The sequence below is a fragment of the Allobosea sp. NPDC003192 genome (assembly GCF_050275675.1).
Classification (GTDB): domain Bacteria; phylum Pseudomonadota; class Alphaproteobacteria; order Rhizobiales; family Beijerinckiaceae; genus Allobosea.
On the sequence record NZ_JBNNPK010000012.1, the window covers coordinates 135,599 to 149,448 of the forward strand.

At 67.1% G+C, this 13,850-nt stretch carries 15 protein-coding genes and 1 tRNA gene; 12 read left to right on the top strand and 4 right to left on the bottom strand.

Annotated elements, in window-relative coordinates; genetic code table 11:
* Nucleotides 1–87 precede the first annotated feature (87 nt).
* The 3 genes from ACQKLX_RS17460 to ACQKLX_RS17470 form a co-directional block, all read right to left on the bottom strand.
* Nucleotides 88–1,284, bottom strand: a complete 1,197-nt coding sequence (locus ACQKLX_RS17460) for an FAD-dependent monooxygenase (RefSeq protein ID WP_427362838.1) — start codon at nucleotides 1,282–1,284, stop codon at nucleotides 88–90.
* A 38-nt stretch (nucleotides 1,285–1,322) separates the two neighbouring features.
* Nucleotides 1,323–1,577, bottom strand: a complete 255-nt coding sequence (locus ACQKLX_RS17465) for a zinc-finger domain-containing protein (protein WP_137884269.1) — start codon at nucleotides 1,575–1,577, stop codon at nucleotides 1,323–1,325.
* Nucleotides 1,578–1,823: 246 nt separating this feature from the next.
* Nucleotides 1,824–2,798, bottom strand: a complete 975-nt coding sequence (locus ACQKLX_RS17470; RefSeq protein ID WP_427362839.1) for an acetyltransferase domain-containing protein — start codon at nucleotides 2,796–2,798, stop codon at nucleotides 1,824–1,826.
* A 271-nt stretch (nucleotides 2,799–3,069) separates the two neighbouring features.
* Here ACQKLX_RS17470 and ACQKLX_RS17475 point away from each other — a divergent pair, with 271 nt between their 5' ends.
* Nucleotides 3,070–3,837: an alpha/beta fold hydrolase gene (locus ACQKLX_RS17475; RefSeq protein WP_427362840.1), complete on the top strand. Its 768-nt coding sequence runs from the start codon at nucleotides 3,070–3,072 to the stop codon at nucleotides 3,835–3,837.
* A gap of 173 nt (nucleotides 3,838–4,010) precedes the next feature.
* Nucleotides 4,011–4,859, top strand: a complete 849-nt coding sequence (gene cysE / locus ACQKLX_RS17480) for a serine O-acetyltransferase (protein ID WP_427362841.1) — start codon at nucleotides 4,011–4,013, stop codon at nucleotides 4,857–4,859.
* A gap of 176 nt (nucleotides 4,860–5,035) precedes the next feature.
* Here the strand turns inward: cysE and ACQKLX_RS17485 are convergent, their stop codons facing one another.
* The gene (locus ACQKLX_RS17485; RefSeq protein ID WP_427362842.1) at nucleotides 5,036–5,347 is read right to left on the bottom strand and encodes an Rdx family protein; all 312 of its coding nucleotides are present in this window, start codon (nucleotides 5,345–5,347) and stop codon (nucleotides 5,036–5,038) included.
* Between the two features lie 199 nt (nucleotides 5,348–5,546).
* Here ACQKLX_RS17485 and tuf point away from each other — a divergent pair, with 199 nt between their 5' ends.
* The 10 genes from tuf to ACQKLX_RS17535 all read left to right on the top strand — a co-directional run bounded on the left by tuf (nucleotide 5,547) and on the right by ACQKLX_RS17535 (nucleotide 13,806).
* Nucleotides 5,547–6,737, top strand: a complete 1,191-nt coding sequence (gene tuf / locus ACQKLX_RS17490; protein WP_038118917.1) for an elongation factor Tu — start codon at nucleotides 5,547–5,549, stop codon at nucleotides 6,735–6,737.
* A gap of 139 nt (nucleotides 6,738–6,876) precedes the next feature.
* A complete protein-coding gene (locus tag ACQKLX_RS17495) occupies nucleotides 6,877–7,713 on the top strand; it encodes an isocitrate lyase/PEP mutase family protein (RefSeq protein WP_427362843.1) in 837 nt (278 codons plus the stop codon).
* On the top strand, nucleotides 7,706–8,383 hold the full coding sequence (locus ACQKLX_RS17500; protein ID WP_427362844.1) for a GntR family transcriptional regulator: 678 nt from the start codon (nucleotides 7,706–7,708) through the stop codon (nucleotides 8,381–8,383). Before ACQKLX_RS17495 ends, ACQKLX_RS17500 begins: the two co-directional genes overlap by 8 nt.
* 115 nt (nucleotides 8,384–8,498) lie before the next feature.
* Entirely contained in the window at nucleotides 8,499–9,626 is a 1,128-nt protein-coding gene (locus tag ACQKLX_RS17505) for an ABC transporter substrate-binding protein (protein ID WP_427362845.1), read from the top strand.
* A 210-nt stretch (nucleotides 9,627–9,836) separates the two neighbouring features.
* A tRNA-Trp gene (locus ACQKLX_RS17510) sits at nucleotides 9,837–9,912 on the top strand.
* Nucleotides 9,913–9,931: 19 nt separating this feature from the next.
* Nucleotides 9,932–10,663: a class I SAM-dependent methyltransferase gene (locus ACQKLX_RS17515; RefSeq protein ID WP_427362846.1), complete on the top strand. Its 732-nt coding sequence runs from the start codon at nucleotides 9,932–9,934 to the stop codon at nucleotides 10,661–10,663.
* 155 nt (nucleotides 10,664–10,818) lie between these two features.
* Nucleotides 10,819–11,010, top strand: a complete 192-nt coding sequence (secE, locus tag ACQKLX_RS17520; RefSeq protein ID WP_427362847.1) for a preprotein translocase subunit SecE — start codon at nucleotides 10,819–10,821, stop codon at nucleotides 11,008–11,010.
* A 14-nt stretch (nucleotides 11,011–11,024) separates the two neighbouring features.
* Complete coding sequence (gene nusG / locus ACQKLX_RS17525; RefSeq protein WP_092159670.1) at nucleotides 11,025–11,558, top strand: transcription termination/antitermination protein NusG; 534 nt, start codon at nucleotides 11,025–11,027, stop codon at nucleotides 11,556–11,558.
* Between the two features lie 128 nt (nucleotides 11,559–11,686).
* On the top strand, nucleotides 11,687–13,285 hold the full coding sequence (locus ACQKLX_RS17530) for a methyl-accepting chemotaxis protein (RefSeq protein ID WP_427362848.1): 1,599 nt from the start codon (nucleotides 11,687–11,689) through the stop codon (nucleotides 13,283–13,285).
* A complete protein-coding gene (locus tag ACQKLX_RS17535; protein ID WP_427362849.1) occupies nucleotides 13,282–13,806 on the top strand; it encodes a cytochrome b in 525 nt (174 codons plus the stop codon). The genes ACQKLX_RS17530 and ACQKLX_RS17535 overlap by 4 nt, the downstream gene beginning before the upstream one ends.
* The last annotated feature ends 44 nt before the right edge of the window (nucleotides 13,807–13,850 follow it).

Consider the following 13,850-nt stretch of genomic DNA (forward strand, 5'->3'; position numbering starts at 1 on the left):
TCGTTTCGTTTCGTGTCACCCGCCGACAATCTAGGAAGCGAATGCGGCGTTGACGAGATCAGGCGAGCCCAGCCGATGACGATTTCGTCAGGACGGCGCGCGCCAGTCATAGATCCAGGCATGGCGCCGGCGCATGCCGTCGGAGCCCATGCGGCGCATGGCGAAGTCGCGCGCAAAGCTCCAGGGCCGGCCGAGATGGTAGGCCTCGCCATTCTTGCGGCTGGCCTGCCGGACCCGCGCCGCACGCTCGCCGCGCGCCTTGGCATAAGCCGCCAGCGCCGCCGGAACCGAGGCTGATCCTTCGCTCGCCAATCGCGTCGCGAGCTCATGCGCGAGAACGGCGGCGTCCTCGATGGCGAGGGCCGCGCCCTGGGCGAGGAAGGGCAGGATCGGGTGGGCGGCGTCGCCGAGCAAAGCGATGCGGCCTTTCGCCATTCGGGCCGGTGCGCGGTCGTAGAGCGACCAGATCCGCCAGTTCGGCGCACGCTCGATCAACTCGCGCAGGCCGGCACCGGCGCTGGCGGCGATCTCGGTGAGCTGCGAGGCCTCGCCCTCGCGCGACCAGCCTGCCTGCGCCTCGCGCCCGGCGCGGATCAGGACGAGGTTGATCTCCTTGCCGCCGGAGACAGGGTAATGCACCGCATGACGGCCGCTGCCGAGATGCAGCGTCACCGCCGGGCGGCGCAGCGCTTCCGGCAAGCCGTCCGCCGGAATCAGCGAGCGCCAGGCCTCCCAGCCGGTGAAACCGGGCTCGGTCGTGTCGCCGATGAGGGCGCGGGTGCGCGACCAGAGGCCATCGGCGCCGATCAGGGCCATGGCCTCAACCGTTTCGATGCCGCCGCTCTCGCTGGCGAGGGTGACGGTGACGCCCCCCTCGGCCTCATTGGCGTCGGCGAGGCCGCGGCCGATGATCCAGCGGATGTTCGGCAGGGTCCTGGCCGAATCGAGCAGGAGTTGGTGCAAGTCGGCCCGCTTCAGCGAGCGCGAGGGCGTTGCGCCCTCGACCGGCGGGGCGAAGGGCATGGCGAGCAGTGGTTTGCCGCCGCTCCAACGGCCGATCGCCAGCGCTTCGGGGCGAATCGCGGCGCGGCGCAAAGCGAGGCCGAGATCGAGCGATTCGAGCACCCGCCCGGCATTGGGCGAGACCTGGATGCCGGCGCCCGCCTCGTCGAAGCGGGTGCGCTTCTCGGCGATGGCCACGGCGATGCCGCGGCGGGCGAGCGCGATCGCGGCGGTCAAGCCGCCGATGCCGGCGCCCGCGATGAGGATGGGATGGTTCGCCATTGGTTCAGTCCCGCCGCGCCCCCGGCGGGAGGCGCCGCTCACGCCGCCTTGGCGGCGGTGTCGTGGTATTCGCACTCGGCCGGCTTGCAATGGCCGTGGCCGAGCGAGGGCTCGTATTTGAATAGCGTCGAGCAATAGGGGCAGACGATCTCGCCGTCCGAGCCCATGTCGAGGAAGACATGCGGATGGTCGAAGGGCGGCTTGGCGCCGATGCACATGAACTCGCGCGCGCCGACATGGATCACGGCGACGCCGGGATCATTGTGGAAATGCGGGGTGCCGTGATCGGCCATGGTTCTCGTCCTTGCAAATTCGGCGGCACCATAATCGTTCGCCGCGGGCCGCGCCAGCGTGTGCGCCATGGATTTCGCAATCGAAGAGCTAGGCCGTCTTTCCGGGGCTTTGCGTAGCAAAGAGCCCGGAACCCAGAACCGATGCCGATTGTCACCTTGGGGCTGCGATCGATGCGCCTTTCCGAAAGCGCTGTCGGTTCTGGATTCCGGGCGCAGGCCTACGTCTGCCCCGGAAAGACGGTGAGGTCAGGGCTGGCGGGCGCAGGTCGCACCGATCTCGCGGGCCCGCTCGGTCTCGGCCGGGCTCAGCGCATCGCCGAGCGCCTTGACCCAGAGATCGGCCTGCTTGAGCCCGTTCATCGAGCAACCGCAGACGCGCTCGCAGGCCTCTTTCGGTGTACCTGTGCCGGTGCAGGAGCGCTGGCAGGCGGTCAGGAAGGGCACGGCCTCGGCGTCCGGCAGCTTCGGGGCGGCCATCTGGCCGGTCGCCTGCATGAACAGGAACAGTGCGCCGATGAAGAGCGGCTGATGGACGAGGTAGACGAACAGGCTGTTGCGGCCGCCGAGGACAATGACTTTGGCGGGAGTTGATGTCGCCCGCCAGCTCGCCCAGCCGCTGCCCTGCGCCTTCGGCAGCGCGATCCGCGCCAGCGCCATGCCGGCGAGGACACAGCCGAACCAGGGGAAGACCGGGACGAAATCAGCGGTGAGCGGCCAGGGGCCGAAACCGAGGAAGGATAGCCAGTCCTGCGTGAAGAGATCGTGCCCCAGGATGAAGGGCAGGGCGAAGACGGCGAGCGCCGCGAGCGCGATGATGGCGGTGGGCAGGAACAGGAAGGGCAGGGCCAGCACGCTCGCCAGCGCGATATGATGCAGGATGCCGAAGAAGATGAAGACATCCGGCAGGGCGAACCAGGTCGCCGAGGTGACCAGGACGGCGGCGCAGGCGACCAGAGCGAGGCGGCGCAGATAATTGCCGCGATCGAAGCCCTTGCGCGTCGCCAGCACCAGGCTGAAGCCGACGATCGCCAGGAAGGAGCCGGCGATCAGCCGGGCGAAGGCGCGCCAGGCCGGATCGGTGACGACGTCGACCCGGATCAGCCGGAAGTAAGAGAGATCATAGGCGAAGTGGTAGACGAACATCGCGAGCAGCGCGATGCCGCGGGCCAGATCGACCAGTTCGATACGGCCGCCGGCCGAGGGTTGGGCTTGCTCGCTCATGGCTTCGTCTTAGGCGGTGCGCGACGTTGCGAAAAGGGGTGGCGGGCTTCTCCTCAGCCCTCATCCTGAGGAGCGCTCCTTAAGGAGCGCGTCTCGAAGGATGCTCCAGTTGGTTCGGGAGCCTCCTGAAGCATCCTTCGAGACGCCGCTGTGCGGCTCCTCAGGATGAGGGCTCGATAAACTCAAGTCAGTCTTGGCGCCGGCTGCAGCTACCCAAAGCCGTGCTGCCATGGCAGACCTGCCTTGAGATCAAGCAGCCGGCGGCAGGGCCATGCAGACATTCGATTCCGACGGCGTGTCCATCGCCTATCTCGACCTCGCTCCGACCGGGGAGGGCAGCGGCGATCCGATCATGCTGATCCATGGCTTCGGCTCGAGCCATGCGGTGAACTGGGTCAACACGCAGTGGACGAAGACGCTGACCCATGACGGCCGGCGCGTCGTGCTCTACGACAATCGCGGCCATGGCCGCAGCCAGAAGCTCTACGATCCCGAGGCCTATCACTCGAACATCATGGCCGAGGATGCGCGCCGGCTGATGGACCACCTGTCCATCGAGCGGGCCGACATCATGGGCTATTCGATGGGCGCCCGCATTTCCTCGCACCTGACGCTCGCCCACCCTGAGCGTGTGCGCTCGCTGCTGCTCGGCGGGCTCGGCATCCATCTGGTCGAGGGCGTCGGGCTGCCGCTCGGCATCGCCGACGCGATGGAGGCGCCATCGCTCGCCGATCTGACTGATCCGATGCAGCGCATGTTCCGCGCCTTCGCCGAGAACACTGGCAGCGACCTCAGGGCCCTCGCGGCGTGCATTCGTGGGACGCGCCAGACGCTGAGCAAGGAGGAGGTCGGCCGCATCACCGTGCCGACTTTGGTCAGCGTCGGCACCAAGGACGACGTCTCCGGCTCCGGCCCGGAACTGGCGGCACTGATCCCGGGTGCACAAAGCTTCGCCATCGAAGGGCGCGATCACAATCTTGCGGTCGGCGACCGCACGCACAAGCAGGCAGTCGTCGAGTTTCTGGCGCGCCGGCCGTAGAAAAACATTCTCTGCTTGTAGAATATTATTCTCCATCAATGGCTTGCGACGCTTATCTCGCAAATCGATTCTTGTTCTTCACGGCTTGATTCAGCTAGAAGGCGGCACCACGTGCTCTGACGCCACCTTCTGGTGCCAGATTGATCTACGCGCGAACCGTAGCGGAGAACGCCATGCCATCCGGGCGCCCGAACATCGAGATCCGCGATCCCGCCACCGGCCTCGACCGGCTCGACCCGGTCTGGTCGCGCCTGCGCAACGAGGCGGAGCAGGCGATCGCGAGCGAGCCGGCGATGGCGAGCTTTATCCTGGCGACGATCGCGAACCAGCCGAGCTTCGAGGCGGCGGTGGGCCACCGCATCGCGGCGCGGCTCGGCCATGGCGCCGTGCCGGCCGAACTGATCGCCCAGGCCTTCGACGAGGCGATCGAGGCCGATCCCGAGATCGGGCAGGGCATCCGTGCCGATGTCCTCGCCGTGCTCGACCGCGATCCCGCCTGCTATCGGCTGATCGAGCCAGTGCTCTACTTCAAGGGCTTCCACGCGCTGCAGACGCATCGCCTGGCGCATTGGCTGTGGCGGCAGGACCGGCGCGATTTCGCGCTCTACCTGCAGAGCCGCTCCTCCGAGGTGTTCCAGACCGACATCAACCCGGCCGCGAATATCGGCAAGGGCGTCTTCCTCGATCATGCCACCGGCCTCGTCGTCGGCGAGACCACGGTGATCGAGGACAATGTCTCGATGCTGCAGGACGTGACGCTGGGCGGCACCGGCAAGCAGGGCGGCGACCGCCATCCCAAGATCCGCAAGGGCGTGCTGATCGGCGCCGGCGCCAAGATCCTCGGGAATATCGAAGTGGGCCAGTGCGCTCGCGTCGCCGCCGGTTCGGTCGTGCTCGCGGCGGTGCCGCGCAACACCACGGTCGCCGGCGTGCCGGCCAAGGTGGTCGGCGAGGCCGGCTGTGCCGAGCCCTCGCGCTCGATGGACCAGATCCTGGCCGGCGATTGCGGCGGGGGGATTTGAGGCCGTCCCGAAACTCTACTCCAGCGGCCGTCTGACGGCGTTTTCTGCGCTTCCGGTGCTCACGGACCAATGTCCGCTGCGCTCCGGTTCTCGAAAACACCGCCAGCCGACTCGCCGGAGCGATTTTCGAAACGACCTCTGAGCGGTGGTCTGGTCGATGGCAGGCGCAGGGCCGCTCAGCTCTGCACGAGCTTCTTCTTGTGGTCGTCTAGATGGCCGAGATCGCGCTCGGGGTCGAGCCGGTCGCGCACGCGCTGCTTGAGCTGCTTCACATCGGGGAAGCCGCCATCGACAGTGCGATCCCAGATCAGATCGCCGTCATAGTGGATCTGGAAGATGCCGCCGGTGCGCGGGATCAGCACGACCTCGCCGAGATCCTGGCCGAAGGTCTGCAGCAGCTCCTGCGCCATCCAGGCGGAGCGGAGCAGCCAGTTGCACATGCTGCAATAGGTGATGGCGATGCGTGGACCGGGCTTGGGGGCGGTCATGGTCAACTCCGAAGCGGTGCCGGGCGAGGGGCCGGCGGATTCGAAAACGGTTCTGCCGCCATGACGCGACGACGGCAAGCGGTCCCCGAGAATGGCGCTCAGGCGCGATACTTTGCCTTTGGCTTGCATCGCGCCCCAAAACCCCCTAATGCGACCGCGTTTTCCGGCCCTGCGCGGGCGTCGTCAGGAACAAGGTGTCATGGCCAAAGAGAAGTTTTCGCGGACGAAGCCGCACTGCAACATTGGTACGATTGGTCACGTCGACCATGGCAAGACGTCTTTGACGGCGGCGATCACGAAGGTTCTGGCGGAGTCGGGCGGCGCGTCGTTCACGGCGTATGACCAGATCGACAAGGCGCCTGAGGAGAAGGCTCGCGGCATCACGATCTCGACGGCGCACGTCGAGTACGAGACCCCGGCCCGCCACTATGCGCATGTCGACTGCCCCGGGCACGCCGACTATGTGAAGAACATGATCACGGGCGCGGCGCAGATGGACGGCGCGATCCTGGTTGTGTCGGCCGCCGACGGCCCGATGCCGCAGACCCGCGAGCACATCCTGCTGGCGCGCCAGGTCGGCGTTCCGGCGCTGGTGGTGTTCATGAACAAGGTCGATCTGGTCGACGACGCCGAGCTGCTCGAACTGGTCGAGATGGAGATCCGCGAGCTTCTGTCGAAGTACGACTTCCCGGGCGACGACATCCCGATCACCAAGGGCTCGGCCAAGGCGGCGCTTGACGGCGTGACCCCGGAGATCGGGCATGACGCGGTGATCGCGCTGATGAAGACGGTCGACGACTACATCCCGCAGCCGGAGCGTCCGGTCGACCAGCCGTTCCTGATGCCGGTCGAGGACGTGTTCTCGATCTCGGGCCGCGGCACGGTGGTGACCGGCCGCGTCGAGCGCGGCATCGTCAAGGTCGGCGAGGAAATCGAGATCGTCGGCATCCGCGACACGCAGAAGACGACGGTGACGGGCGTCGAGATGTTCCGCAAGCTGCTCGACCAGGGCCAGGCGGGCGACAACATCGGCGCGCTGCTGCGCGGCACGAAGCGCGAGGACGTCGAGCGCGGCCAGGTGCTGTGCAAGCCGGGCTCGGTGAAGCCGCACACCAAGTTCAAGGCCGAGGCCTACATCCTGACCAAGGAAGAGGGCGGTCGTCACACCCCGTTCTTCACCAACTACCGCCCGCAGTTCTACTTCCGCACGACGGACGTGACCGGCGTGGTGCACCTGCCCGAGGGCACGGAGATGGTGATGCCGGGCGACAACATCGCCATGGAAGTGCACCTGATCGTGCCGATCGCGATGGAAGAGAAGCTGCGCTTCGCCATCCGCGAAGGCGGCCGCACCGTCGGCGCCGGCGTCGTCGCCAGCATCATCGCGTAAGCTTCGGCTCCGCGACACATACGAAAAGGGCGGCGGCATCGCCGCCCTTTTTGATTCCAGACGACGATGGAACAGGCACTGGCGTCTCCCGGTCGGGCATGCAAGGCTCTTGTATCTTGCATACGGACTGGAGATCGCGATGAGTCCCCGCCATTCGCTTGCCGACAGGCTGCGCCAGCCCGGGCTCGTCGTCGCGCCCGGTTGCCATGATGCCATTGGCGCGCGGGCGATCGAGCAGGCGGGATTCGAGGCGGTCTACATGACCGGCAACGGCCTCTCCGCCAGCCTGATCGGCGCGCCCGATATCGGGCTCCTGACCATGACCGAGATGGTGGCGCGCGGCCGGGCTCTGGCATCGGCGATCACCGTGCCGCTGATCGCCGATGCCGATACCGGCTATGGCAACCTCAACAACGTCGCCCGGACCGTCGCCGAATACGAGGCTGCCGGGGTCGCCGCTGTTCATCTCGAGGACCAGGTCACGCCCAAGCGCTGCGGCGCGATGAAGGGGCTGGCGCTGGTCACGCCGGAGGAACATGCCGACAAGATCCGCATCGCGGTGGCGACAAGGCGCGATCCCGATTTCCTGATCATCGGCCGCTCGGATGCGCGGCTGCCGCTCGGCCTCGACGAGGCGATCGCGCGCGGCAAAGCCTATGCAAAGGCCGGTGCCGATCTCGTGCTGCTTGAGATGCTGCAGTCTGAGGAGGAGATGAAGCGGGCGCTGGGCGAGATCGAGGCGCCGCTGATGTTCAACTATGTCGAGGGCAGGGTGCCACCGTTGACGGCCGCGGATTTCGAGCGGCTCGGCTTCAAGGTGCTGAGCTATCCGGTCGCCTCGACCTTGGCCTACGCCCATATGATGGCGGCCTTCGCCCGCGAGCTGAAGCGCAGCGGAACGACGCGCGGGCTGGAAGGCAGCATGCTCGACCTGCCGAGCTATGAAGCCTTCCTGGGACGCGAGCACTATGCCTGATCTCAAGGTCGAGCAGCCGAAATCGCTGGTCGCCATCGTCGAGGAGCGCCTGCGCAATGCGATCGTCGACGCCGAGATGCGCCTGGGCGAGACCTTGTCGGAGGAGGCGCTGAGCGAGGCCCTGGGCGTCAGCCGCACGCCGGTGCGCGAGGCCCTGGCGCGGCTGCAATTGCAGGGGTTGGTTACGATCGTGCCGAAGAAGGGCACCTTCGTCTTCGCGCCGACCGAGGAGGACGTCGCCGAGCTCTGCGTCTTCCGCTACATGCTGGAGACGCAGGCCCTGCGCGAATGCATGAGCAAGGCGCGGGCGGCGGCGCTGGCCGCGATGAACGATGCGCTCGCGGCGATGGAAGCGACGCAGGCCAGCGGCACCCGCCGCGACTATGCCCGGGCCGATACCATCTTCCACGAGGTCTTCTTCCAGCATTGCGGCAACCGCTATCTCGGCAACGCCTATCGCGGCGTCTCCGGCCGCGTCGCGGCGCTGCGGACGCATCTCTCGGTGCCGCTGGAGGGCGAGCAGGAGCGTTCCATGGCCGAGCACCGGCTGATGGTCGAGGCTTTCGCCGCCGGCCGCCTGGCCGATCTCGATTCGATTCTGCACCGGCACATCATGCGGGCCTGGGACGCCTATGCCGATGTGTTGCGCAGCGGGGGGAGCCCGACCTGAGCGGAGCAGGGCGGCTCGCTGAGGCCGCCTGTCAAATCATCTTGCATACAGTGTCCTAGAGATTATGCTCGCGGGCCAGAGCCGTTAACGGCCGTCGAAGATCGGGAGGAGCGCCATGACTATCGCCCTGAAAGCTGCTGCCCTGGCGTTCGCGCTGGCGGCCACGCCAGCCCTGGCGCAGGACAAGGTGAAGCTCGTCACCATCGCCGAACTCTCCGGACCCGGCGCGACCGCTGGCACCAACTGGAAGAGTGGCATCGAGCTCGCGGTCGAGGAGATCAACGCCAAGGGTGGCATCCTCGGGCGCAAGATCGATCTCGTCGCCTATGACACGCAGACCAATCCCGCCAATGCCCGGGCCGCGGTCCAGCGCGCGATCGACGAGGGCACTCATGCGGTGCTCGGGCCGGTCTATACAGGCTCGATCATGGCCTCGATGCAGATCGCCCAGCGGGCCGAGATCGCTCAGCTCGCCGCCGGCGACGGCACCGCCTACACGGCCCAGGGCAATCCTTTCATCTTCCGGACCTCGCTCAGCCAGTCGGCGGCGATGCCGAAGATCGCCGCCTATCTCAAGGACCAGGTCAAGGCCAAGTCGGTCGCCGTGGTCTGGGTCAACAACGACTTCGGCAAGGGCGGGCACGAAGCCATCCTGAAGGAGCTGAAGAGCCGCGGCATCGAGGTGCCCGTCGACCTCTCGACCGAACAGGGCCAGGCGGATTTCGCCGGTGAGGCGATCAAGGTGAAGAACGCGCAGGTCGACGCCGTCTTCGTCTATCTCAATGAGGAGGAGAGCGCCCGGCTGCTGGTGGCGATGCGCGACCAGAATGTCGGCAAGCCGGTGATCGGCGAGACCACGATCCTGAGCCAGAAGGTGATCGAGCTCGCCGGCAAGGCAGCGGACGGCGTGCGCGGCCATGTCGGCCAGACCGTCGATGCGCCGATCCCCGCCTTGCAGGATTTTGGCAAGCGCTTCGAGGCGCGATTCAAGTTCGTGCCCGATCATAACGGCATCAAGGGCTATATGGCCGTGCATGCGGTGAAATGGGCGACGGAGAAGCTCGGCAAGTTCGAGCCGACCAAGGTCGCCGCGACGCTGCATGGCGCGACGATCAAGCCGGAGCTGGAGCCGGGCATCCTGATGGAGACGACCTTCGACGCGAAGGGCGATGTCCAGCGCGAGAGCTTCCTGGCCGAGGTGGTCGACGGCAAGCAGAAGATCATAGGCCGCCTGCCGAAGTGAGCCACCGGCGCCCGAAGCGGGTTTGAAAGGGCGACGGCAGCGCTGCCCTTTCTCGTTGTGCACGGGAGGTCGCACCATATGCGTGACGCAATCTCCCGATACGCCAAGACCTTGGCGCGACCGGCTGACGAATTGAGTCGACTTCCGATATCGCCGTGACGATTTCGACTTGAAAAGCCGGCAGGGTTCAGGCTAAGCAACCGGCGCTACAGGGGTGTAGCTCAGTTGGTAGAGTACCGGTCTCCAAAACCGGTTGTCGCAGGTTCGAGCCCTGCCGCCCCTGCCAGCCGTCCGTTCGTGCTGCGATGACTCAGAACATCTACGACGACGCCGGCTTCTTCCAGAATTACAGCCAGTTACCGCGCTCACAGCGCGGGCTTGACGGCGCGCCGGAATGGCCGGCGCTGCGCGCGCTGCTGCCGCCGCTCGCTGGCACGGCTGTGCTCGATCTCGGCTGCGGCTTCGGTTGGTTCTGCCGTTTCGCTGCCGGCGAGGGCGCGGCGGAGGTTGTCGGCGTCGACGTCTCCGAGCGCATGCTGGCGCGGGCGAGGGCGGAGACGTCTGCGACGAGCGCGCGCTACGAGCAGGCCGATCTCGAAGCCCATGAACCGGCCGCCGGGCATTTCGACCTGATCTATTCCTCGCTCGCCTTCCACTATCTCGTCGACCTGCCGTCCGTGTTCGGCCGCGTCGCGCGGGCGCTGAAGCCGGGCGGGCGCTTCGTCTTCTCGGTCGAGCATCCGATCATGACGGCGCCGCGGCACCAGACATGGGGCGAGGACGCCTCGGGCCTGCCGGTCTGGTCGGTCGGGGCCTATCTCGACGAGGGCAGGCGCGTCACCGACTGGCTGGCCGAGGGAGTCGTCAAGCAGCACCGGACGCTCGCGACCTACCTCAATCTGCTGATCGGGCTCGGCCTTCGCCTGCGGCATATCGAGGAATGGGGGCCGACGCCGGAGCAGATCGCCGCCGAGCCGGACTGGGCCAGGGAGCGCGAGCGCCCGGCCTTCCTGCTGATTGCGGCCGAGAAGCCCTGAGCCGGTGGACTCAAAACCGCTTGGCGAGCGGGCATTCGCGTTGTAAGAAGCGCTTAACGACGGCGCGCGGCTCCCTGAGCCCCGCGCCGCGAATCTTTCAGGACCACCGAATCGCTGCTTCAAAGCGGTGATCCGGAACCGAGGTGACGAGCCCGATGGCGAAGACGAATCCGTTCCAGTTCCTGCAGGAGGTGCGCAGCGAAGCCGCCAAGGTGACCTGGCCCTCGCGCCGCGAGACGCTGATCACCACAGGCCTGGTCTTGCTGATGGTGCTGGTCTCCAGCCTGTTCTTCCTTTTCACCGATACGGTCATCCGCTGGGGCCTCGGCCTCATCCTCGCGCGCTGAACGGAAGCAAGAACGTGAGCACACGCTGGTATATCGTCCACGCCTATTCCAACTTCGAGAACAAGGTCGCGCAGTCGATCAAGGACCAGGCCGCGCAGCGCAACCTGTCCGACAAGTTCGATGAAGTGCTGGTCCCGACCGAGAAGGTCGTCGAGGTCCGTCGCGGCCGCAAGGTCGACACCGAGCGCAAGTTCTTCCCGGGCTATGTGCTGGTGAAGTGCGAGATGACCGACGAGGTCTATCACCTCATCAAGAACACGCCGAAGGTCACCGGTTTCCTGGGCGCCGACAAGGCCAAGCCGATGCCGATCCCCGAGCATGAGGCGATGCGGATCAAGGGCCAGGTCGCCGAGGGCATCGAGCGGCCGAAGCCGACCGTGGTGTTCGAGGTCGGCGAGCAGGTGAAGGTCGCCGACGGCCCGTTCGCCTCGTTCAATGGCGTCGTCGAGGATGTCGACCATGCCCGTGCCCGCCTCAAGGTCGCGGTCTCGATCTTCGGCCGCGCCACGCCGGTCGAGCTGGAATACGGCCAGGTCGAGAAGCTCTGACGGCCGAGACAGTCTGAGATATTGCCGAAGGGTGCCGGAAACGGCACCCTTTTTGCGTGAGTGTCGTAGTTAACGCCTCCTTCAGGCGTGTATGAGATGGTCCGCGCCGGCTATCGACGCGGGCGGGCATGTTTCCCAGGACATTCAAGGCGACGGTCGGACAGCGTCTGGCGCTGTGGGGCGTGCTGCTCGGCGCGCTGTCGTGCCTCTATGTCGCGACTGAGCTGGTCGGCTCGCGCAAGCTCCACGGCTTCACACAGGCGCTGGCGGCCCAGAGCGATCTCGCCCGACGCCTCGAAGCGACGACCATGGTTTTCGAGCGGATCAGCATCGCGATCTTCTCGGGTTCGCGCGCGGAGCCTTCCGATCTCGAGGTGCTGGCGATAGCGGCCGAGGACATCGCCACCCGGCTCGACGGCAGGCTGCAGGCCGATACGCAGGCGATCGCGCTGCGCGCCATGGCGATGCGCGAGGCTGCCGATATCCCCACGGCCCGGGCCGAGCTCAGGGTGATCGCCGACAAGCGCTCCGCCTTGCGGCGCGGGCTCGGAGAGGAGATCGGCCGGTTGAGCGCGAGCCTGTCGCAGCATGTCGAGAGCGCGCATCAGAACAAGGTCCTGCTCTCGCTGCTCGGGCTGTTCAGCCTCGTCTTCATCGTGGTGCTCGAGCATCGCTGGCTGGTTCGGCCGATCGCCGGCATGGCCCGTGCGCTGGCGGATAATCGCAAGGATGAGCGCGGACTCGACAGGCTCGCCATGCGCCGCGACGAGATCGGCATGCTCGGGCAGGCTCTGCTGGCGCGCCAGCGCGGGCTGCAGGCCGAACAGGAGGCCGCCCAGGCGCGGGTGAACGCGCTATCGGGCGAAGTCGCGCGCCAGGAAGCTGCCCAGGCCCGTAACGCCGCGTTCCAGGAGCAGATCGCCGCGATCGCCCAGGCGCTGGAGCAGCACGGCGCCCGGCTGTCGCAGGCTGCCAGCGAGTTCGCGCAGCTCTCCAGCGTGGTCGACGAGCGGGCCGGTGCGGCGACGCAGTCGACGCAGCGCGTCTCCGGCCATGTCGACCATGTCGCCGGCGCGATCACCGAAGTATCCTCGCTGCTCGCCACGGCGGCGAGCGAGGCGCAGCGGACCTCCGAGGTCGCGGATGCGGCGAAGGCACTGGTCGACGAAGCCACCGCCGACACGGTCGTGCTATGCGAGGCGGTCGGCAAGATCGTCGATGTCATCGACATCATTGGAACGGTCGCCAGCCAGACCAATCTGCTCGCGCTGAACGCCACCATCGAGGCGGCGCGCGCCGGCGAGGCGGGCAGGGGCTTCGCCGTCGTCGCCGGCGAGGTGAAGCAGCTCGCACACCGGACCGCCGAGGCGACCGGGGACGTCCGCAAGGGGCTCGACCAGATCAATGTGGCGGCGCAGCGCATCACCATGCGCGTCGGCGCCCTGGTGACCTCGGTCGAGAAGGTCGACAGGGCGGCGGTTTCGATCGCCGAACTGACCGCGCGCCAGGATGTCGGCTCGCGCTCGATCAGCGAGACGACGACGCGGACGGCAGGCGATGTCAGGCTCGTCGCCGAGCAGGTCGAGCAGCTCGCCGGCACGCTGGCCAATTGGCGCCAGACCGCTGGCTCGGTCACCGCGGCCTCGGCCGATCTCGACCGGCAGGCCGCCGAGCTCAGGCAGACGGTCGACGGCTTCATCCGGCGCAGGGAGCAGGCGAGCGCATGAGCATCGCGATTCCGAAGCCCGAAGCCGCTACGGCCGCCGAGCTGCCGCTCGTGGCGCAGGCCCTCCATTGGCTGACTGCGGCGCTGGTGCTGGCGCTGTTCGGCACCGGCGTGCTGATGAAGCAACTCGGCGAGGGGCCCGTCGCCGATCTCCTGCATCTCTGCCACAAGACCACCGGCGCCGCGCTGCTCTGCCTCGTGCTGGTGCGCATCGCCTACCGCCTGTTCGCTCATCTGACGGCGCGCTGGCAGAAGGGTGCTGCGAGCCGACCGGTGCATGCGCTGCTCTATCTCGCCCTGCTGGTCGTGCCGCTGCTGGGCTGGGCCGGAGTCGCGGGCTTCGGGGCGCGGCAATTGCTCTTCGGCCTCTCGCTGCCGGAAATCTGGTCGCCGGAGGCGGGCCATGCCGAATTGCTGCTGGCGAGCCATGCCTGGCTCGCCTTCGGCTTGATCGCGCTCGTCGTCGTCCATATCGGCGTGGCGCTCGGTGACTATCTGACCCGGGACGCCAGGGCCGACTGAGCCTGTGCTGACCGGACAACACCTGCGCCATCTCGGCCGCGATC

What these genes read in the sequence shown, in the direction of transcription:
- ACQKLX_RS17460 (WP_427362838.1), bottom strand. Translation starts at nt 1,284, where the DNA reads ATGGCGAACCATCCCATCCTCATCGCGGGCGCCGGCATCGGCGGCTTG.
- ACQKLX_RS17465 (WP_137884269.1), bottom strand. Translation starts at nt 1,577, where the DNA reads ATGGCCGATCACGGCACCCCGCATTTCCACAATGATCCCGGCGTCGCC.
- ACQKLX_RS17470 (WP_427362839.1), bottom strand. Translation starts at nt 2,798, where the DNA reads ATGAGCGAGCAAGCCCAACCCTCGGCCGGCGGCCGTATCGAACTGGTC.
- ACQKLX_RS17475 (WP_427362840.1), top strand. Translation starts at nt 3,070, where the DNA reads ATGCAGACATTCGATTCCGACGGCGTGTCCATCGCCTATCTCGACCTC.
- cysE (WP_427362841.1), top strand. Translation starts at nt 4,011, where the DNA reads ATGCCATCCGGGCGCCCGAACATCGAGATCCGCGATCCCGCCACCGGC.
- ACQKLX_RS17485 (WP_427362842.1), bottom strand. Translation starts at nt 5,347, where the DNA reads ATGACCGCCCCCAAGCCCGGTCCACGCATCGCCATCACCTATTGCAGC.
- tuf (WP_038118917.1), top strand. Translation starts at nt 5,547, where the DNA reads ATGGCCAAAGAGAAGTTTTCGCGGACGAAGCCGCACTGCAACATTGGT.
- ACQKLX_RS17495 (WP_427362843.1), top strand. Translation starts at nt 6,877, where the DNA reads ATGAGTCCCCGCCATTCGCTTGCCGACAGGCTGCGCCAGCCCGGGCTC.
- ACQKLX_RS17500 (WP_427362844.1), top strand. Translation starts at nt 7,706, where the DNA reads ATGCCTGATCTCAAGGTCGAGCAGCCGAAATCGCTGGTCGCCATCGTC.
- ACQKLX_RS17505 (WP_427362845.1), top strand. Translation starts at nt 8,499, where the DNA reads ATGACTATCGCCCTGAAAGCTGCTGCCCTGGCGTTCGCGCTGGCGGCC.
- ACQKLX_RS17515 (WP_427362846.1), top strand. Translation starts at nt 9,932, where the DNA reads ATGACTCAGAACATCTACGACGACGCCGGCTTCTTCCAGAATTACAGC.
- secE (WP_427362847.1), top strand. Translation starts at nt 10,819, where the DNA reads ATGGCGAAGACGAATCCGTTCCAGTTCCTGCAGGAGGTGCGCAGCGAA.
- ACQKLX_RS17530 (WP_427362848.1), top strand. Translation starts at nt 11,687, where the DNA reads ATGTTTCCCAGGACATTCAAGGCGACGGTCGGACAGCGTCTGGCGCTG.
- ACQKLX_RS17535 (WP_427362849.1), top strand. Translation starts at nt 13,282, where the DNA reads ATGAGCATCGCGATTCCGAAGCCCGAAGCCGCTACGGCCGCCGAGCTG.